The 20,041-nt window shown below is 61.6% G+C and carries 16 protein-coding genes; 9 read left to right on the top strand and 7 right to left on the bottom strand.

The features are described from left to right. Nucleotides 1-48 precede the first annotated feature (48 nt). Nucleotides 49-579, bottom strand: coding sequence for a dUTP diphosphatase (dut, locus tag M1E05_RS13375; RefSeq protein ID WP_461163242.1), 531 nt, complete (start codon nucleotides 577-579; stop codon nucleotides 49-51). A 105-nt stretch (nucleotides 580-684) separates the two neighbouring features. On the opposite strand from dut, the gene M1E05_RS13380 reads away from it, so the two are divergent. Then, entirely contained in the window at nucleotides 685-1,167 is a 483-nt protein-coding gene (locus M1E05_RS13380; protein ID WP_458114401.1) for a DUF3093 domain-containing protein, read from the top strand. 9 nt (nucleotides 1,168-1,176) lie between these two features. On the opposite strand, the gene M1E05_RS13385 is transcribed toward M1E05_RS13380, so the two are convergent. After that, nucleotides 1,177-1,476 carry a DUF4193 domain-containing protein gene (locus M1E05_RS13385; protein ID WP_309105666.1) on the bottom strand — a complete coding sequence of 100 codons (300 nt, stop codon included), beginning with the start codon at nucleotides 1,474-1,476 and terminating at the stop codon, nucleotides 1,177-1,179. Between the two features lie 288 nt (nucleotides 1,477-1,764). On the opposite strand from M1E05_RS13385, the gene sepH reads away from it, so the two are divergent. Then, on the top strand, nucleotides 1,765-3,270 hold the full coding sequence (sepH, locus tag M1E05_RS13390) for a septation protein SepH (RefSeq protein WP_461163243.1): 1,506 nt from the start codon (nucleotides 1,765-1,767) through the stop codon (nucleotides 3,268-3,270). A gap of 31 nt (nucleotides 3,271-3,301) precedes the next feature. On the opposite strand, the gene M1E05_RS13395 is transcribed toward sepH, so the two are convergent. The 4 genes from M1E05_RS13395 to M1E05_RS13410 form a co-directional block, all read right to left on the bottom strand. Beyond that, nucleotides 3,302-4,033 (bottom strand): thymidine kinase, encoded by a 732-nt coding sequence (locus M1E05_RS13395; protein ID WP_461163244.1) that lies wholly within the window; start codon nucleotides 4,031-4,033, stop codon nucleotides 3,302-3,304. Next, entirely contained in the window at nucleotides 4,026-5,264 is a 1,239-nt protein-coding gene (locus tag M1E05_RS13400; protein ID WP_461163245.1) for an alkaline phosphatase family protein, read from the bottom strand. Before M1E05_RS13400 ends, M1E05_RS13395 begins: the two co-directional genes overlap by 8 nt. A 1-nt stretch (nucleotide 5,265) precedes the next feature. Continuing rightward, nucleotides 5,266-6,018: a DUF5998 family protein gene (locus tag M1E05_RS13405; RefSeq protein WP_309105548.1), complete on the bottom strand. Its 753-nt coding sequence runs from the start codon at nucleotides 6,016-6,018 to the stop codon at nucleotides 5,266-5,268. Between the two features lie 66 nt (nucleotides 6,019-6,084). After that, on the bottom strand, nucleotides 6,085-8,778 hold the full coding sequence (locus M1E05_RS13410) for a bifunctional acetate--CoA ligase family protein/GNAT family N-acetyltransferase (RefSeq protein ID WP_461163246.1): 2,694 nt from the start codon (nucleotides 8,776-8,778) through the stop codon (nucleotides 6,085-6,087). Between the two features lie 101 nt (nucleotides 8,779-8,879). Here M1E05_RS13410 and M1E05_RS13415 point away from each other — a divergent pair, with 101 nt between their 5' ends. From M1E05_RS13415 to M1E05_RS13425, 3 genes are all read left to right on the top strand, one after another. Then, on the top strand, nucleotides 8,880-11,396 hold the full coding sequence (locus M1E05_RS13415; protein WP_458114406.1) for a DNA gyrase/topoisomerase IV subunit A: 2,517 nt from the start codon (nucleotides 8,880-8,882) through the stop codon (nucleotides 11,394-11,396). A gap of 32 nt (nucleotides 11,397-11,428) precedes the next feature. After that, nucleotides 11,429-11,947: a DinB family protein gene (locus M1E05_RS13420; RefSeq protein WP_461163247.1), complete on the top strand. Its 519-nt coding sequence runs from the start codon at nucleotides 11,429-11,431 to the stop codon at nucleotides 11,945-11,947. Between the two features lie 185 nt (nucleotides 11,948-12,132). Next, a complete protein-coding gene (locus M1E05_RS13425; protein WP_461163248.1) occupies nucleotides 12,133-13,557 on the top strand; it encodes an FAD-binding oxidoreductase in 1,425 nt (474 codons plus the stop codon). 40 nt (nucleotides 13,558-13,597) lie between these two features. Here M1E05_RS13425 and M1E05_RS13430 read toward each other — a convergent pair whose 3' ends face one another. After that, nucleotides 13,598-15,073, bottom strand: coding sequence for a glycoside hydrolase family 43 protein (locus tag M1E05_RS13430; RefSeq protein WP_461163249.1), 1,476 nt, complete (start codon nucleotides 15,071-15,073; stop codon nucleotides 13,598-13,600). Nucleotides 15,074-15,401: 328 nt separating this feature from the next. On the opposite strand from M1E05_RS13430, the gene M1E05_RS13435 reads away from it, so the two are divergent. From M1E05_RS13435 to M1E05_RS13450, 4 genes are all read left to right on the top strand, one after another. Beyond that, a complete protein-coding gene (locus tag M1E05_RS13435; RefSeq protein WP_461163250.1) occupies nucleotides 15,402-16,736 on the top strand; it encodes an ABC transporter substrate-binding protein in 1,335 nt (444 codons plus the stop codon). A 103-nt stretch (nucleotides 16,737-16,839) separates the two neighbouring features. Beyond that, entirely contained in the window at nucleotides 16,840-17,739 is a 900-nt protein-coding gene (locus M1E05_RS13440; RefSeq protein WP_458110821.1) for a carbohydrate ABC transporter permease, read from the top strand. 11 nt (nucleotides 17,740-17,750) lie between these two features. Further along, nucleotides 17,751-18,701, top strand: a complete 951-nt coding sequence (locus M1E05_RS13445; protein WP_461163251.1) for a carbohydrate ABC transporter permease — start codon at nucleotides 17,751-17,753, stop codon at nucleotides 18,699-18,701. A 32-nt stretch (nucleotides 18,702-18,733) separates the two neighbouring features. Further along, nucleotides 18,734-20,041: a family 43 glycosylhydrolase gene (locus M1E05_RS13450; RefSeq protein ID WP_461163252.1), complete on the top strand. Its 1,308-nt coding sequence runs from the start codon at nucleotides 18,734-18,736 to the stop codon at nucleotides 20,039-20,041.

Consider the following 20,041-nt stretch of genomic DNA (forward strand, 5'->3'; position numbering starts at 1 on the left):
CTTCTTTGAAACCTGCTGCTTCGTTGAAACCCTGCCGCTGGGTGGGGATTACACCGGGGATTGACCGAATCCACCGGTTGAGCCGAAGCCGCCGCTGCCGCGGACAGAATCACTGAGTTCCCCTACAGCAACGAAGTCCGCATACTCAACGCGCTGAATCACCATCTGTGCAATTCTATCGCCGCGACTCAATTCAATGGCGTGTTCACGATCCGTATTCAGAAGCGTCACTGAGATCTCGCCCCGGTAGCCGGCGTCGACGGTTCCGGGGGCATTAACAATGGTCAGGCCGTGCTTCGTGGCGAGACCCGAACGGGGATGAATGAGGGCGACGTAACCCTCAGGCAAGGCAATTGACACTCCCGTGGCAACCAACCGGCGCTCACCCGGGGCCAACACCACATCCTCACGGGAGCGGAGGTCGGCGCCCGCGTCTCCGGGGTGGGCATACGACGGAGCCTCCAGGCCGTCGTCGAGCATTTTCAGCTGTACCGTCAAAGTCCTCTTACCGGTTGACGAGGAAGGATCCACCGGCGCATCTCCGGGCACTGTCCGCACCGCTGCTAGTTCATCAGTCACAGTCACTCACTCTATCGTCCGAGCCGGAAATCGGCCTAGCCGCCGCTCGTGGCAGGAAGGAGGGGCAAAGATGAATTAGCCTGCGAAAAGTGGAAAGCTTGGCTCATGCCGGAATCCAACGCAGGTTCGCCTGCTCCCAACAGCACTCCCAGCGCCACTGTACTTTTCCGAGAAAAGCTCTGGCCCACCTTTTGGATCTGGCTTATCGCGGTGGGACTGGCCGGTGCGGGCATCCTCGTATTTGCTCCTATCAGCCTGGCTGCCGGCTTCACGGCGGCCGCGGTCCTGTTTGTGATCATGGCCGTCATGCTGATGACGTCGACGCCGACCATTACCGTTACGCCTGAAACCCTCCAAGTGGGCCGCGCGACCATAGAACGACAGTTCGTCGGGGATGCAGCAGCTTTCCGTGGCAAAGAAGCTACAGCGGAACGTGGGGTGCGGCTGAACGGCCTCGCTTACCTTTGCATCCGGGGGTGGGTGGACCCCGTGGTGCGGATCGAAATCACTGATCCGTCAGACCGGACTCCCTACTGGCTTGCGTCCACCAGGCGCCCCGACGAACTGCTGGCGGCACTTCAGCGATAACTGGCCCGCCTAGCCTTCGCATTCTTTGCAGAACTTCATTCCGTCCTTCTCCCGGGCCACCTGGGACCGGTGCCGGACGAGGAAACAGGACGCACACGTGAACTCGTCCGCCTGGGGAGGCAGGACACGAACCAGGAGCTCTTCCCCGGAAAGGTCTGCGCCGGGGAGTTCATAGCCCTCGGCAATATCAGATTCATCCTCGTCCACCACCGCGGTTGGCTTGTCCGTCCGCCGCGACTTCAGTTCTTCAAGGGAATCTTCGCTGAGGTCTTCTTCTGTCTTCCTTGGCGCATCGTAGTCTGTCGCCATGATTTGTTTGCTCACACTCCGCATTGGTTCGGTTGGATCCCCGGCCCCAGGGGAGCCTGTGGCCGGTTCACCGATGTAAACGTTGCGCCATCGGATTTTGTGCCCGATTTCCGCGCTATTTTTCCCTAAGAGCAATGGGAATGCCAGAGCCCCGCCGCTCCTTTTTCCGAACCCCGGCAAGGGGCGGAAAGTCGCGGAAAATCGCGGCGCGCCCTCCGTCCTAACAGCAATTGGTCCCGCCGAGTGGCAGAGTTTCGATTGTTAGTAATGCCAGGGTGGAGGATTTGTATGCAGGATCTAAGGCTTGTAGGCGTCCACGACGACGGAGAGCATCTCCTGTTGAGCGGCACCGGCGGCGAGATGTTCCGGCTGCCGATCGATGAAGCACTCCGTGTCGCGGCCAGCCGCACTTCCGCGAACGCCGCAGCGCGTGCAGCGACCGCGCCCATTGCCATGTCTCCACGTGATATCCAGGCCAAAATCAGGAGCGGTTCAACGGCCGCCGAAGTTGCTGATTTGTCCGGAATACCCCTTGCGAAGGTGCAACGGTATGAGGGGCCGGTGCTTGCCGAACGCGAATACGTCGCCCAGCAAGCCCGCAAGATTGAAGTCGCAGCTCCGGCTCCCGGCCATGACATCTATCGCTCAGCCTTTGGGGACAACCCGGCCTCCCTCGGCGAGATGGTTGCCCACCGCTTGACCGCCCATGGCGTCGAGCCTTCCACTGTCGAGTGGGACTCCTGGCGCAGGCCGGACGGAACCTGGACAGTGGTTGCAAGGTTCGAGGCAAGAACGGGCGGACCGTCGAACATCGGCGAGGAGCCCCCTGCGATGTGGACCTTCAGTCCAAGCAGGAAGTCTCTGCAGAATGCCAACCGCTGGGCCCAGCAGCTGAGCGAACTGGAACCGTTGGACGGACCCCTTCCCACCCGCAGGCTCTCTGCCGTCTCAGACCGGCCCTTTGATTTTGAAACCGATGCCGGCGCGGGCCGGAACGCTGCCGGAAAGCAGGGGAAAGACTCCGACGGGCTGCTCGACATGCTGCGCTCCCGCCGGGGACAACGGCTCGGAGTTGACGAAGACAGCGACGACGCATTGGCGCTCCTGCTGACCAGCGGGGTTCCCGCAGCTCATCCGAGGCCTTCGGAAGTAGTTCCTGAAGCTGACGGCGAACCCGAAGCGGCAGGGCCGGAAGTCGAAAAGGACGCAGCCAGGCCGGCAGAACGTTCAGGTTTCCACGACAGCAAACGGGATGCCAAGGTGTCCATGCTGTCGCGGCTCAGCCTCGCCCCCCGCCCGCAGAGCGATGACGAAGATTCCCTGAAGCTGCAGGACGGCGTCAGTACGGATACACGGGAGATCACCATCGTTCCTGGTCCCCGCCGCCCCGGCGCAGGTGGTGCCGGCAGCGTAGGCGCTGCTGGCAATGCGGGCGGTGCCGCCAATGCGGGGGGTGCCGGTGGGACAGCTAACAGTGGTGGGCAGGGTCTGAGCGGTGCACCTTCACGTCCGGGCCATGAATCCGGCGGAAATGGTTCACGTGATCCCGCTCCTGGCCAAGCGACGAGAAATGCCGGCGGCATGCAAAGTGTCGGGCTCGACGAGCTGCTGGGAGGGCGTGGTGGACGCCGCTCCGCCAGCGATTCCGCAGGCACCCGGGAACGGGAAGGGAACCGCGAGCGGGAGGGAATCCGTGAGCGGGACGGGGACCAGCCCGAGCGGCAACCATCCAAACCCAAGCGGTCAAGCGTCCCGAGCTGGGACGAGATTGTGTTCGGAACCCGCGGGGATTGAAAGGATCGCGCCGCAAAAAAGCGCTTTGCTCCTAGGAGTCCTTTGCGGGCGGCAAGCCTGTTGCATTCCAGACACAGGCATCAGTATCAAACGGCAGAAGCTGGTCATGCTGGGCCAGGATATTGGCGCCGTGGGCAGTGACCCGGCGCATGTAGTGCCTGCGGCATAGCGTTTCATACCCCACCACCGGCGGCTGAAGTGAGTCTGTACTTCCGGTTCCTCCGCCAATTCCCCGGTCGACGTCGCCGACCACAATCTGCTCCCCTTCCACGACCATGACTCCGTCAACAGTGCGGGCATTCTGGGTGGCCCGCCGCCCGCACCAGCACAATGCCTCCACCTGGAGGACCTGGACGCGGTCGGCAAGCTCAATGAGCCGCTGGGAGCCGGGAAACAACCTCGTACGAAAATCTGCGGTGATGCCGAAGGCGAAAACGTCGAGGTCCATCTCGTCCACAACACGGGCCAGTTGTTCCACCTGCAAAGGCGAATAGAACTGCGCCTCGTCACAGATCAGATAGTCAACGCGGCCGCCTTTGGTCCTGCGCCGCACTACCTCGTCCCAGAAATCTGTGGAATCAAGCACTTCCACAGCGTCTGTTTCAAGGCCCAAACGGCTCGAGATACGGGAACCGCCGGCACGGTCATTGCGGCTGAATCTGACCCCGCCCCTGCCTCGCGCACGGTGGTTGTAGTCCATCTGCAAGGCCAGCGTCGATTTGCCGCAGTCCATGGTTCCCGAGAAAAAGACGAGTTCAGCCACGCCTGCCCTTTCTGCCCTGAGCACGGAAGCACAAAAGAGGAACCTCACGTTCGGCTTTGGTCAATGAACCGTGCTGACCAACCACCTCCAGGGCTGTCGGCCGCACCCTGCGGGTGTCGTAAAGGGCCAGCGCGTCCCTTGCGGCGATCATGACGTCGCCGATCCTGGGAACCACCTGCTCGCGAACCCTGCCGAATAGTCCGGCGGCGATGGCCTCCTCACGGGTAAAAGCCCAGATGCGTTCGCCAAATCTGGAACGCCAGGCTGCCAGCAACCGGTCCCGCCCCTCTTGCCCGAGATCGGGCTCGACGTAAAGATGGAGCATCCGGGGCTCACCAGCTGTATGGCGTACGCCTGCAATCAGGGCCGGATCTGCGGAAAAGTCGAGCCGTTGGGACTCTGGGACATCCAGCATCCCGTGATCTGCAGTGAGGAGCATTGTGGTGCCGGCCGGAAAGGTGGAACTGAGCCTGCGGACACTGGCATCCAGTTCTTCCAGCTGGTGCTCCCACTGCGGGGACTGGCAGCCATGCCTGTGGCCTGCCTTGTCGAGTTCATTGACGTAGAAGTACATGAGGGCCCGATCTGTGCTTTCCATCGCTTCAGCAGCGGCCTCTGTCCTTGCATGGGCACTGATTCCCGAGACGTGACGGCCACCGCGCAGGGCGGCCTGGGTCATGGGCGAACTGGTGAACTGGGGAAGGCTGACGGTGATCACGTCCAGGTGCTCTGCCGCGCGCTCCAGGACAGTCGGGAAAGGCTGCCACGTCTGGGGGTCCACGCAGGAGTTCCAATTTCCGAGCATATTGACCACTTTGTCCTGGTCAGGGTCCAGGATGTCGTAGCCCACCATGCCGTGCTGGCCGGGCTCAAGCCCTGTCCCGAGGCTGGCAAGGGAAGCAGCGGTGGTGGAAGGAAAGGCTGCATCCAGCACCACGGGAACGGAGCCCTGACCCGCCAGCACCAGGCTCCGCAGGAACGGTGTGTGGGCAAGTTTTTGCTTCAGCAGGCTGCGTCCCAGGCCATCAGCAACGATGACGCAGATCCGCTGTCCCTGCGGAAGATTGAGACGATTGTCAAAGCCCTCGATGCCCAGGCTGGCGGCTGCGCTGGGAAACACTTCGGCAACCGAGCGGCTTCCGAAGGCCGGGGCGGAAGGAAGGGAGAGAGCACCCGACGGAAGCGGCGGCGCTGTCGCAGGGATCGGGCCAGGACTTTGCGCAGGCGCCATCCTAACGCTGGTGCCCGCGGCTGAGGCGGTTGCCGAAAACGCCCATCCTGGGTCGAGGGTGAGCCGAGCCTGCATGGGCGGTGGGAGTGGAAGATCCGGTGTTCACGGCGCGCAGAGCACGGGCGAAAAGCTTCGCGTCCTGGACGGCCTGCAGCCCGTCGGCTTCGGCACTGATCCGAAGGACAATGTCCTCCTGGGCAATGGTTCCGCTGTAGCCGTGATCGGCTTCGCACTGTGGATCTCCACAGCTGGCCGGCCCGACGTCGAGGCGCTGGCCCCCGGACCAGGCGATCGAGAGAGTCACCTCCCGCACGGGATCCGACGACTTGTAGTTTTGCGGCTGGGCGTACATGTAGCTGAGCACGACAGACCGGATCTGCGCGACGGGCACGGACTCGGTGGAAATCTGGGCTACGATCTGCTCGCCGGCTTCGTCGAGCTGCTGATCATCCACATGGGTGATGACCAGCATGTCGTCGGTCAGGACCAGCACTGTGATGTGCCGGCGTACTTCGGCCCGATCGAAGTGCGTTTCCAGATGGACAAGGTGCGCCACGCAGTCCCGCCCATCCAGGGCGTCATCAACGACGTCGGCCACGAGCCGGGGGTAAAAACCGGCCTGCTGAAGCGCTCCCTCCAGGCTCTGTCCTTGGACGCTGTGGTTGTGTGAGCTGTGGGAATGAGGGACCTGCTGGCCTGGCTGGTTCCCGGTCACGGGCGTTTGCGGCTTCGAGGTGGGAGGCTGGGAGCTCATGACCCCATTTTCACAGATCGGCTGGGGAGTTGCTAACTGCGGGCGTTCAGGACGGCGGTGCGGTACCTATCCCAGCATGATCCTGCGGGCCGTATCCGTGCGCTTGGAGGCGTTGGCAATCCGCACGTCTGCAGCCAGGATGGAGAGCCCTGAGGTGCCTGCGAGTACCGGGTTGAACTCCACGAGGGCAACCTCCGGATGATTGTCCTTCAGCATCGTCAAGCGAACGGCCAGGTCTTCCAATGCCGCAACATCCACGGCGGGAAGTCCCTGGTATCCGAAGAGTTTCAGGGCTGCCCGCGGGGCACGAATGAACTCGCGGACGTCCGACGCCGACAGCGGAGGCACCCGGTGGGCCCAGTCATCCAGGAGGTTGACGGCGTCGCCCGCGAGGCCAAACGAAATGACCGGTCCCAGCAATGCATCCTCGATGGCGCGGAACGTGCACGCCTGGCCCACCGGCGCCATGGACTGCACCTCCAGGGTTGTGGAGCCATACGGCTCCAGCACCCGCTGCATCTCCTGGATATTCCGGCGGAGCGAGTCGGCGTTCTGGATGTCCAGCCGGACGCCGCCAAGATCCAGCCTGTGCCGAAGGGTGGGATCCGTTGTTTTCAGGGCCACCGGCCAGCCCAACCTCCCGGCGGCTTCAACCGCCTCATCCAGGGTGGAGAATTCTTCTGACGGGACTACCCCGATGCCGTAATGCCCCAGCAGTTGCGCCGCAGTGGACTGATCCAACTGGACAAGCTGCTCCCCGCGGACGCCGTGGAGTAACCCGTCCAGTACTGCGCGGGCAGCCTCAGGATCGCAGCCTGCCGGCTCCACGAAAAGCCCCTGATCGCGGTTTACCCAATGCACATAGCGAACTACGGCAGCCAAGGCCGCCACGCCCGCCTCGGGGTTGGAAAAGCACGGTAAGGGAAGGCTGGCCGGCTGTTCGGCTGCCACCATCCCTTCCACGTAAACCGAGGGATCCAGGATGCCCGTGAACGCGGCGATGACAGGCTTGCCGGCCGCAGCTGAGCACTCTGCCAGCACCTCCGCTAGGTTCTCCACCGTCAGTCCCCGGGCGGGCAGCAACGCCACCAGCACCGAATGAACGGACTCTGCAGCCAGCGATTCGGCCAGCGTCCGACGCAGGGCAGGAAGGGCAATAGACATCCCTGAGTCCAGGTCCACGTCCGTTACGGTGTGCTCCACGGTGAGCCCATGGGCCGTCGCGCTGTCCGCCACCACCTTCCCCAGAGCCTGGGAGTTGCTGACCACTGCCATGGCCGGTCCTGCCGGGAGCGGCTGGCGGGAAACAACCTGGGCAACGTCCATCAGCTGTTCGATCGTTTCCACCGGAATCACTCCGGCCTGCCGCATCATCGCGTCCAGCGCGCCGGCGGGTGCCTGGGTGGTCCGGACCGCGTGGCCAGGCGGCAGTTGCAGGCCCATCGAACCGGACTTGGCCACGATGACCGGCTTGGTCAGCGCCAGGCGCCGGGCGAGACGCGAAAACTTGCGCGGGTTACCGATCGACTCCAGATAGAGGCCCACGGCAGCGGTATCGGCGTCGTCCTCCCAGAACTGCATCATGTCGTTACCGGATACATCCGCCCGGTTGCCTGCAGAGAGGAAGGTCGACATTCCCAGCCGCCGGCGGCTGGAGGCCGCGTAGAGAGAGACTCCGATAGCGGCGGACTGGCTGAACAGACCCAGCCCTCCCCGCAGGGGCAGGCTTGGCGCCATTGAAGCGTTGAGGGACACAGCCGGGTTGGTGTTCACGATCCCCAGGGAGGCGGGACCGATAACCCGCATGCCGTTGGCCCTGGCCTGCCGCACCAGTTCGCGTTGCCTGGCCAGCCCTGCTTCGCCAGCCTCGGCGTAGCCGGCGGTGGCCACGACCAGCCCCTTGACGCCTGCAGCGGCGCATTCGTCGACCACCTTGGGGACCTCGTCCTGCGGGACGGCCACAATGGCCAGCCGCACGGCGTCGGAGACCTCGGACAGGCTGCCAAAAGAAAGCATGCCGGCCAGCTCAAGTGCCTCGGGGTTGATGGCATAAACGGGTCCGGTGAACCCGCCTTCGATTATGTGTTCGAGGAGCTGATAGCCGATAGAGCCCCATTTACGGCTTGCGCCGATAACTGCAACGGAAGACGGCGCGAGCAGTTCCTGGATACTTCTTGCCTCGGCACGGTGCTCGCGGGATTCCATGACTGCCCGGGATTTATCAGTGGGGTCGATATTGAATTCGAGGCTGACCACGCCGTCGTCGAAATGACGCTTTACGTCATAGCCGGCGTCGGAGAAGACCATCAGCATTTTCCGGTTCTCCGGCAGGACCTCGGCACTGAACCGGCGGATTCCCTTTTCCCGAGCGGCCGCCGCCAGGTGCTCGAGCAGGATTGAACCGATGCCCCGCCCCTGGTGGGCGTCGGCGATATTGAAGGCCACTTCCGCTTCCACCGGATCATCAAGCCGGTCGTACCGGCCGATTCCTATTATTTCGCCGCCAATCGTAATAACCAGCGCAACCCTGTCCTGGTAGTCGACTTCGGTGAAGCGTTTGAGCTCCTTGGCGCTCAGGCGGGATTTGAACGCGAAGAAACGCATGTAGATTGAATTCTGCGACTGCCCGGTATGGAAGGTCTGCACGGCGTCCGCGTCAGAGGGATGAATAGGGCGCAGATGAGCTGTCCCACCATCCCTGAGGACGACATCGGCTTCCCAATATTCCGGATATTCGCCGTCCCCGGGCTGATCCACCATAGGCTTAGCCTAGCCAAAAACTCCCGCGGCGCACCGCCGCGACTTGATCAGTAGTTTTATACAGGTACTAACCCGCAAGATACAGAGGAACCTCCAGCCCCATGGCCCGCCGCCAAACTCCCGCCGCAGCCGCATTAGCGCAGGACTACACCGAGAACATTGTTGACATTGACGTCACTTCCGAAATGGAAGGCTCATTCCTTGAGTACGCCTACTCGGTGATCTATTCACGCGCCCTTCCTGATGCCAGGGACGGCCTGAAGCCTGTTCAGCGGCGGATTCTGTTCATGATGAGCGAGATGGGCCTCCGTCCTGACCGTGGCCATGTGAAGAGTGCGCGCGTCGTTGGTGAAGTGATGGGCAAGCTCCATCCCCATGGCGATACTGCCATTTATGACGCCATGGTCCGTATGGCACAGGACTTTTCCCTGCGGCTTCCGCTCATTGACGGCCACGGCAACTTCGGATCGCTCGACGATGGCCCTGCGGCTCCGCGGTACACCGAGGCCCGCCTTGCGGCCGCCGCACTGACTTTGACCGACCACCTCGACGAAGACGTGGTCAACTTCATCCCCAACTACGACAACCAGCTGACCCAGCCCGAGGTCCTGCCTGCGGCGTTCCCGAATCTCCTGGTCAACGGTGCCACCGGTATCGCCGTCGGCATGGCCACCAACATGGCTCCGCACAACCTCGTGGAAATCATCACCGCGGCCCGTCACCTCATAGCCAACCCGGACGCCACCCTCGCTGACATCATGAAGTTCGTCCCCGGACCCGATCTGCCCACCGGCGGACGGATCGTCGGCCTGGACGGGATCCGGGATGCCTACGCCACCGGGCGCGGCTCGTTCAAGACCAGGGCCAGAGTTGAGGTCGAGCAGCTTTCAGCCCGACGCACCGGCCTCGTGGTTACGGAACTGCCGTACATGGTGGGTCCGGAAAAAGTAATCGAAAAGATCAAGGATGCCGTCAACAGCAAGAAACTGACGGGCATCAGTGACGTTGTGGACCTGACCGACCGGAAGCACGGGCTGCGGCTGGTCATCGAGCTCAAGAACGGCTTTAACCCCAACGCCGTACTGCAGCAGCTCTACCGCTACTCACCGATGGAAGACTCCTTCGGCATCAACAACGTGACCCTGGTGGACGGTCAGCCGCAAACCCTTGGTCTCCTCCAGCTTCTGTCGGTGTATGTTGATCACCGCATCAGCGTGGTCAGACGGCGCACCGCCTTCAGGCTCGGGAAGAAGAAGGACCGGCTGCACCTGGTCGAAGGCCTGCTGATTGCCATCGTTGACATCGACGAGGTCATCCAGATCATCCGTTCCTCGGATGAAGCGTCAGCGGCCCGTGAGCGCCTCATGTCGATTTATGACCTCTCCGAAATCCAGGCGAATTACATCCTGGAACTGAGGCTCCGGCAACTCACCAAATACTCCCGCATCGAACTCGAAAAAGAGCAGGATCAGCTCCGGCGTGAGATTGAGGAGCTCGAGGCGATCCTGGCTTCGGACGAGCGGCTCCGGGACCTCGTGTCCAGCGAGCTGGCGGAGATCGCGGAGAAGTACGGAACCCCTCGGCGGACGGTGCTGCTGGAATCGGAAGCCGTCTCCCCCACCGTTGCCGCAGCCCTTTCTGCCGGTCCGGGGGCCAAAGGCAAAGCCGTTCCGCTGGCCTTGGAAATCGCCGACGACCCCTGCTGGGCGATCCTGACAGCCTCAGGCCAGATCGCCAGGACGTCCAACCGGGACGAACTCGCAGAGACAGGACCCCGCACCAAGCACGACGTCTTCCGTTCCGTCGTGAAAACCTCTGCCCGGGGTGAGGTGGCAGCAGTTACCTCGTTGGGCAGGATGTTGCGTGTCCAGGTGATGGACATGCCGGTGCTCCCTCCGACTTCAGGCCTTCCCAACCTCGCAGGCGGGGTGCCTGCAAAGGACTTCATCACCTTGCTGAAGGGCGAGTCGCTGGTGGCGTTCGCTCCCTTGGATGAAGTGCTGGCCATTGGCACGGCGCTTGGAGTGGTCAAACGTGTCCAGCCCGATTACCCGCTGAACCGCGAGGATTGGGAAGTCATCACTTTGAAGGACAAGGACACCGTGGTTGGGGTGGAGTCCGCCGCCGACGACGATCATCTCGTCTTTGTGACCCGCCAGGCGCAGCTGCTTCGGTTCACCGCTGGTGCTGTCCGTCCGCAGGGCAGGACGGCAGGCGGCATGGCCGGGATCAAGCTGGCCGACGGCGACGAAGTCCTGCACTTCGGCACCGTTCGTCCGGACGACGATGACGCCGTCGTCGTGACCATTGCAGGCACCAACGGTGCCCTTCCCGGCACAGCGCCGGGAACGGCGAAAGTCACAGCGCTGACTGAATATCCGGTGAAGGGGCGTGCCACAGCAGGCGTCCGCGCGCACCGCTTCCTCAAGGGGGAAGACGTCCTGCTGCTTGGGTGGGCAGGACACGGTCCCGCCAGGGCATCATCTCTGGCCGGAGTGGCACGGTCCCTTCCCCAGGAGCATGGCCGGCGGGACGGTTCAGGTATTCCGTTGTCGCAAGCGATCGACGCGATCGGCCCAAGCATGACGTGGTCCGACACCGCCGAGGCTGCTTCCTGAGCCCAACACCTTCCGGGCCCTAGACTACTGGCATGCCTATCATCCCCGATGAAAAAGACTGGACCTGGGTGCTGTCCCGGCCCTGCCCCGAGTGCGGATTCGATGCTTCGACGGTGACTCCTTCCACCGTTCCGGGGACAGTGACCAACATGCTCCCGCGGTGGCGGGCAGCCTTACGGCGCCCGGACGTGGCAGAGCGGCCCGACGACGCCACCTGGTCTGTTCTTGAGTACGCCTCCCATGTGCGGGACGTCTTCAGCCTCTTTGACCGCAGGCTCAACCAGATGCTGACGGAGGACAACGCCCGCTTCGAGAACTGGGACCAGGACAAGACAGCCATCGAGAAGGATTACGCCAACGCAGATCCTGCTGTGGTCAGCTCGGAGCTGACAGCCGAGGGGCACCAGGTGGCTGAGTCCTTTGCCGGAGTGCGTCAGGACCAATGGGGCCGCCTGGGCATCCGCAGCAACGGTTCGGAGTTCACTGTCCTGACACTGGCGCAGTACTTCCTTCATGACGTGGTGCATCATCTCCACGACGTGGATGGGTGAGTCGTGAACGGGGTGAGCTGTGGATGGATGGGCTTTGAACTGGTTGTCGGATTGACCTCAGCAATCGTTGACCGGCCACGGCGGTAATCCTAGACTCGGGGCAACGCCGCGGGCCAAAGTTTGCTCAGCGACGTCACCTCAATCCCCGATTGAGGGTTCATCCATTCGTGCGAAAGCAGAAATCGATGACAACACTTCATCAAGGTGACCACGAATCCACAGTCGATGATGCACTTCAGCAGTTGCGTCGCCGGCTCTCCGGGTCGCTGATCGAGCCGCAGGATCCGCAGTACGAGGATGCGCGTCGCGTGTGGAACGGAATGGTCGATCTCCGTCCCCGTGCCATCGCCCGGGCCGGAGCAGCGGCAGACATCGACGCAGTGCTTGACGCCGTCCGGCAATCCGGCCTGCCCCTCGCCGTCCGGGGCGGCGGGCACAACGTCGCAGGCCACGGCTCGGTCGATGGTGGCCTCGTGCTGGACCTGGGTCAACTACGCGACGTGACGGTGGATCCGCAGCAACAGCTCGTGACTGTCGAGCCCGGGGCAACCCTCGCTGATGTGGACGCGGCGACAACTCTGCATGATTTGGCAGTTCCTCTCGGTGTGATCAGCGCCACCGGTATAGCAGGACTGACCCTGGGCGGAGGTGTCGGCTGGCTGACGCGCTCCTATGGACTGACCCTGGATAACCTGCAATCAGCCGACGTCGTCACCGCCGAAGGGGAGCACGTTCGCGCCAGCAGGGAGGAGAACCCTGACTTGTTCTGGGGACTGCAAGGCGGCGGCGGGAACTTTGGAGTGGTCTCCTCCTTCACCTTCCGGGCCCACCGGCTTCCTGATTCGCTCCTGGGCGGGAATCTCTTCTATCGTCCCCCGCACTGGGAGAAAGCCCTGGCCGCCTTCAGTTCGTGGACGCGCGGTCTGCCCGAGGAAATGAACCCGATCATCTCTTTTCTGGTACTTCCACCGGAGTTCGGGATGGGCGACGAACCATGGATGATCATCGGATTTGCCTGGCTTGGCGAGACCCACCAGACCGGGCTCGATTTGGTGGAGCAACTCGCAGTGGAGGCGCCGCCGGATGAGCAGGAGGTGGGGCCGGTCCGGTGGGTCGAATGGCAGAGCGCAATGGATACCGTCTTTCCCAAAGGCTCACGGGGATACTGGAAGAACGTGTCCTTCTCACGGCTGGACGAGGAAGTGATAAAGGTCCTGGTGGGATTCGCCTCCGAGGTGACCTGGCATGGGACCGGGATCGACATCCATCACATGGAAGGCGCCTTTGGCCGTGTGCCGGAGGACGCTACTGCTTTCCCGACCCGGTCACCCCGCTACTGGCTCAACGTCTACGGATTTTGGCGCGATCCGGAAGAGGATGAACGGCTTACCGCGTTCGCCCGAAAGGCCCATGCACTCATGCTCCCCTTTGCCGAGCACGGTGAATACGTCAACTTCCTCGGAGCCGAACTCCACGCCGGAGAGGATGACGCAGCACGCCAGGCCTACGGGCAGGATAAGTATCAGCGGCTCATGGGCATCAAGGACCGCTATGACCCACAGAACATCTTCCGCCTCAACCACAACATCAGCCCAGGGCGTGGGTCCTGAGGCGTGGACGGTTTGGCAGCGCCGTCCACGCCCGGCACTGCTAGCCGGTCACAGTCAGCCTTGCAGGCTCCGTAACCGCCTTGCCATGGGCATTCCGGAACACCACGCGAATCAGGAGTCCGTCCTGCCGAGCGGTCACGGGCGTAAGATCCAGGCTTGAGACGTACGTACCCTCGTCAGTTCGTTTGGTGCCGGCTTTCCCGCCCGCCGCTTTCCACGTAACACCGTTGTCCGAAGACGATTCCCAGACTGCAACGGGTCCCGGCACACCGGTCGCCGTCGCTTTGAAGACGGCCGGCTTACCGGAATTTGCCGTGACAGGCCGCGGCTGCTTAGTAATCGCAGGAACGCCGACCGTCTGGTTGAATTCCGGCCAACCATCCACCCAGGCAATTTTCTGGATACCCAAGGTGGGGAAATACGGAATGTCCTCGTTGGATGCGTCGTAATAATGGAAGGCCAGGTAGTCACCGAAGACGGACTGACCACCAGGACCGTTCACTGCACCGTGGCTGTCCAACACCGTTGAGCCACCGCCACCGAACATGTCTTTGCCATCCTTGTCCAGATAGGGACCGGTGACGGACGTGGACCTTCCCACGGCCACCTCGTACGTGGAATCGGCTCCTCGGCAGCAGAAGCCGAAGGAAACGAAGAGATAGAAATACTCGCCGTGTTTTGTGATGTAGGGCGCCTCAATGGGATTGCCCGCCATGAAGCGGTCCGCAATATTGACCGTCTTCGACTCCCAGTTCGCCACCGGCTTGCCGCTGGGCCACTCGATCGGGACCAGGAAAATGCCGTACCAAAAGGATCCGATCGCCATGTACGGCGTACCGTCAGCATCTTCGACGATCCCGGCGTCGATGGCGTTGAACGTCTTGTTCGGGTTATTGGGATCAAGCCCGGTCACTGGGGATGCCACCACCAGTCCCCTGTCCACCCATTCGTAATCCGGGTCGGCTGGGTCCAGGGTGGTGTTGGTTGCCAGTGCCGTCAGGGACTTGTTGCCGCCAAAGCGCGAGGCCGAGTAGTACAGATAGTACGTTCCGTCGTTCTCTACGATCTCCGGAGCCCAAAGGTTGTCCGGGAGCTGGCCGTCTGCGAAGTGCTCATCAATCCATGTTGGAATCCGGTCCCAGACAAAGCCCGCGCGCTGCCAGGTAGTGCCGGCGTCGTGCGAGGACCAAATCTGGATGGTCCCGCCGTTTTCACGATTCAAGAGTCCTGTGGAGTACACGTACCAGGTGCCATCATTATCGATGATCAGCGCCGGGTCATGTATGGGCGAGGTCTCCCCCACGACGGATTTGCCGCCCGGCAAGTCCTCCTGGACGGATTGCCGCTCAGTGGCACGGTTTTTTAGTGCGCTGGTCGGTTGGTAGGACGACGGGCTTGCCTTCACTGGCTTCACGGCTTCGGGCGGCAGCGCCGAGGCCGTCAGGGAGAGGCTGAGCAGAGCTGTCAGGCCGACTAGCCCCACACCCCAAAGACGTGACAGACGTGACTTCATCATCACGTGTTCCTTCCGAAAGTTGGCTTGACGGGTAGGTTCCGCGACGCAGGATGCACTGGACGGCAGAAAAATTGCAACGTTGTAACGATGAATATGACATGGGGGTTCCGAGGAGTCAAGGGGTTTTACAGCAGCCGCACATGGCGCAAGTGGCGCCCTGACATCAAAAGAAGTTAGCGTGAACAATTCCTGAAGCGACAGTCTTGACGCAGGGGCAAGGCGCGTGTGATATTTCTTACAACGTTGCAAATCATCCGGGCCCGGATGCCGGTCTGCCTCGACGCCGACCGCTGGCCCTCATCGTAATACCAACCGGAAGGACTACGTGATGAAGAAGTCACGTCCCATGGCCGCAGCCCTGGCATTCGTTGCCGCGGCCGGTCTTATGCTCGGCGGTTGCTCCGCCCCCACCGGCGCAGAAGCCGGCGAAAAGAAGCTGACCTTTATGTTCCGAGGCGGAGAGGACGAAAAAAAGGCGTACGAACAGGCTGTCTCCCAATTCGAAAAGGACAACGGCGTCGACGTCGACATTATTGTTACCACCGCTGATCAGTACGCCACCAAGCTGAAGGCCGCCATCGCCGGCAAGCAGGTTCCAGATGTGTTCTACATCGGTCCTGGCGATGTACAGGCGTACGTGCAGAACGGGATTGTCAAAGACATCACCGAATATGTAGAGAAGTCAGACACCATTGACCTGGACAACATTTGGGAATACGGCGTAGACAGCTACCGCTTCGACGGCAAACTGACAGGCCAGGGAGCCATCTACGCCCTGCCCAAGGATGTCGGACCGTTTTCCTTTGGCTACAACAAGACAATGTTCGAAAAAGCCGGGATTCCACTGCCGGACAAGGACAAGCCCTACACCTTTGACCAGTTCGTCGACATCTCCAAAAAGCTCACGGCCGACACAAATGGTGACGGCAGCCTGGATCAGTGGGGCAACGGCCTGAACGTCCAGTGGAATCTCCAGCCCTTTGTATGGTCCAACGGCGGCGACTGGCTGAACGAGGACCGGACCAAAGTCACGGTGGACACCCCTGAATTCGCCGAGACCCTGCAGTGGTTCGCTGACCTCCAGAACGTCCATGGCGTAACTCCTTCCGTGGCAGAGGCACAGACCCTTGACACCTACCAGCGATGGATGAAGGGCGAAATCGGGTTCTTCCCCATCGCGCCGTGGGACCTGTCCACCTACCAGAAGCTTGGCTTTGACTGGGACGTCATCCCCTACCCTGCCGGCAAGACAGGCAAACCCGCGACTTGGACGGGAACCCTGGGGATTGCAGTATCGGAAAATACCCAGCATCCCGAGGAAGCCGTGAAGCTTGTTGAATTCCTGACAGCAAACAAAGAGGCACAGGAATCGCTGGTAAAGGCCGGCATCCAGATCCCCAACCTGAAGGATATGGCCGAGACCTGGGCCGCCGACACCACCACCAAACCGGCCAACAAGGCTGAGTTCCTGGAGATCGTCAAGGACTACGGACGGGCACTTCCGGGTGGAAACACTTACAACGCAGAGTGGTACGACGAACTGTTCACCAACATCCAGCCTGTGCTGGACGGCAAACAATCGGCCAAGGACTACCTGAAGGAAGCACAGCCCAGGATGCAGCAGTTCCTTGATGCCGCAAACCAGCAGGCTGGTATCGGCTGACCTCACCCACGGTCCCCAAGACCGGTGCCGCGGCTGCATCCGAGCGCAGCCGCGGCACCCCTCCCATACCTCTCATCACCGCCAAATCAAAGAGGATCCGCCGATGTCCATGACCATGCGCCGCTCAAGGCTCCACCGGAAGGAACACCTGGCCGCCCTGCTCTTCGTGGCTATCCCGGTGATCGGGTTCCTGTTGTTTACACTTTTTCCGCTGCTGTTCTCCGTGTACGCGTCGTTCACCAATTGGAACGGCATTTCGAGTCCCAAGTTCAAGGGCGTCGACAACTACGTCAAAATGTTCGAGGACCGGTACTTCCTGAAGTCCTTGTGGAACACGTTTTACATGATGATCGGCATTCCCGTGGGCCTTGTCATCTCCCTCGCCCTTGCGTTGGCCCTGAACCGCAAGATGCGCGGCACAACTTTCTTCCGGACTGTGTACTACCTGCCGGTCATCTCCTCCATCGCGGCAGTAGCCATCCTTTGGCAGTGGGCCTTCAACGGAGACTTTGGACTGATCAATCAAGGCCTGTCCCTGGTCGGCATCGACGGGCCGAACTGGCTTCAAGACACTTCCACCGTCAAGCCTGCCCTCATCATCATGGCCGTCTGGAAGGGCCTGGGCTACTCAATGCTGCTGTACCTGGCAGCTTTGCAGTCTGTCCCCCGCTACCTCTACGAAGCCGCATCCCTGGACGGAGCCAGCCCGTGGCAGCAGTTCCGCCACATCACCATCCCGATGGTCCGGCCGGTCACATTCTTCCTGATTGTTACGAGCATCATCGGAGGCAGCCAGATCTTCGTTGAAATCAACATCATGACCCCTACGGGCGGCCCGGAATTCGAGTCCGCCTCCATCGTCTGGTACATCTGGCAAAAAGCCTTTGACAACCTGCAGATGGGTTACGCCTCCGCCATGTCCGTGGTTCTGGGGCTCCTGGTGTTCATCATCACTTTCATCCAGTTCCGGCTCAACCGCCGCAACCAGTTCTCGATCGATTGAGGCAGGCAGCCATGTCGACACAGCGCGTCATCACCCCAGCGCCCCTGAAACCGGTCCACAGAATCCCCGAGGGGTCCGGCAAGGGCAGCAGCGACGGTAGCCCAACCGCCGTCGTGCCCCAACGCAGCAAACGCAGGACCAACCCCGGGAACATCCTGGTTGGAATCATCCTGCTCCTTGGAGCCGTCATTATGATTGCTCCGCTCGCCTGGACCTTCTCCACCTCGCTCAAGACCCGCGAGGGCGTCTTCGAGCTCCCGCCCCAGTGGATCCCGGATCCTTTCGTGTGGGAAAACTACGCCAGAATCTGGACGGCCGGGCCGTTGCTAAGCGGCATCCAGAACAGCCTGATAGTGGCATGTTCCGTGACGATTGTCGGGTCCCTGACCTCTGCCCTTGCTGCCTTTGCCTTCGCGAAACTGCGGATGCCCTTCAAAAACGCCATCTTCCTTGGGCTGCTGGCCGGGCTGATGATTCCGTTTCCCACCCTGATGATTCCCCAATTCACCATTTTCGCGAGCATCGGCTGGGTGGACACGCTGCTTCCCTTGATCGTGCCGGGTTTGTTTGGAAACATCGTCATGATCTTTTTCCTCCGTCAGTTCCTCAACAGCGTGCCGGACTCTATCGTGGAGGCGGCCAGAATCGACGGCGCTTCCTACTTGCAGATTTTCTGGACACTGATCCTGCCGGCTGTGAGGCCTGCCCTTGCGGCACAGTTCATTCTTTGGTTTATGGCCATGTGGAATGACTATCTGGCGCCGATCATCTACCTCAACTCACCAGGCACACAAACCCTGCAGCTGGTCATTGCCAACTTCAACGCCCAGTACGCCATCCAGACGGACTATCCCCTCATCATGGCTGCTTCCTTCGTGGCGCTCCTGCCGGTCCTGATCGTCTTTGTCGTCTTCCAGCGGCAGATCATTGAATCAATCGCACTGACGGGGGCCAAAGGGTGAGCGCCGGCGTCATCCCCCAGAGGCTGCAGCCAATGCGCCCGGAACCCACCGGAGTGTCCGCAACGTGGGGTGGCCGGCACGCCCATGACCCAACTGTGGTCCAGTCAGATGACGGAACCTTCTACATGTACTCCACCGATGCTGTCGCGAATTCGGCATCGGTTCCCGCGGGGGTGCACATCCGGACATCGAGGGACCTTGTTACCTGGAGTTATGCCGGAACAGCGCTCGACGGCGTTCCGGGTCCGGCTTTTGACTGGACGGGAGCACAGGGATTGTGGGCTCCCGAAGTTGTCCGCTGGCATGAGGGCAGGTGGCATATGTACTACTCGGCTTCCACCTTCGGATCGAACACGTCGGCCATAGGCCTGGCCGTTTCACCTGACCCTTCTGGGCCGTGGGAGGACCTTGGCCTTGTAGTGGCTACCCGGAGCGGGGAGCACACACAGAACGCCATTGACGCCGCAGTGACCTTCGACGCAGACGGGGCAGCCTGGCTCACTTACGGATCGTTCTTTTCCGGCATCTATACCTTGCCGCTCGACAGGTCCACAGGCAGGCCAATCAGAGATGGTGACCTCGGCTCGCTCATTGCGTGCCGCCAGCTTTCGGTTGAAGGTGCCATCGAAGGCGCCTACATCATGTACCGTCCGGAAGAGGATAAGTATGTCCTGTTCGCTTCCTATGATTCCCTCTTCGGCACCTACAACGTGCGGATTGCCGTCGCCGGCTCGATTACCGGGCCCTATCGGGACTTCAATGGCGCTGCCATGACGGATCTTGAGCAAGAACCGGGTTCCATAGGCACCAAGGTGCTGGGAAGCTACCGTTTCGACGGCGACACCGGTTGGCTCGCACCTGGCCACAATTCTGTTTTCACCCGCCCGGGGCAAGCAGGTGACGAGCACTTCATGGTGCATCATGTCCGCTTTGCCGATGACCCGTCCCAGCACACGGTACAGCTCCGACGGCTGTTTTTTACGGAAACAGGCTGGCCCGTTGTATCACCCCAGCCCTTCGCCGGGGAGGCGGAGGAGGTGATCAAGACACCCCAGGTGATTTCCGGCAAGTGGCGGGTCATCCGCCTGGATCCATCATCCACGGAGCTGGTGAACGCTGTGGCGGCGGAACTGGAGGCCGATGCCGCAGTGCCGTCGGATGGATCGCCGTCCAACGTGATGGTCCGTGTCAGCGTTGAGATCGACGGCGTCGAACTCGATGGCGTTGACGTGGACTCTGTGGTGTTTGCCTCCTGGGACTGGTCAAAGGGTCAAGCGGCGCTCTCCTTCAGTGGGATCGACAAGGACGGCGTCGCCTGGTCCGGGACCAAGGAGTCGTAA

Source organism: Arthrobacter sp. R4-81, from assembly GCF_054792365.1.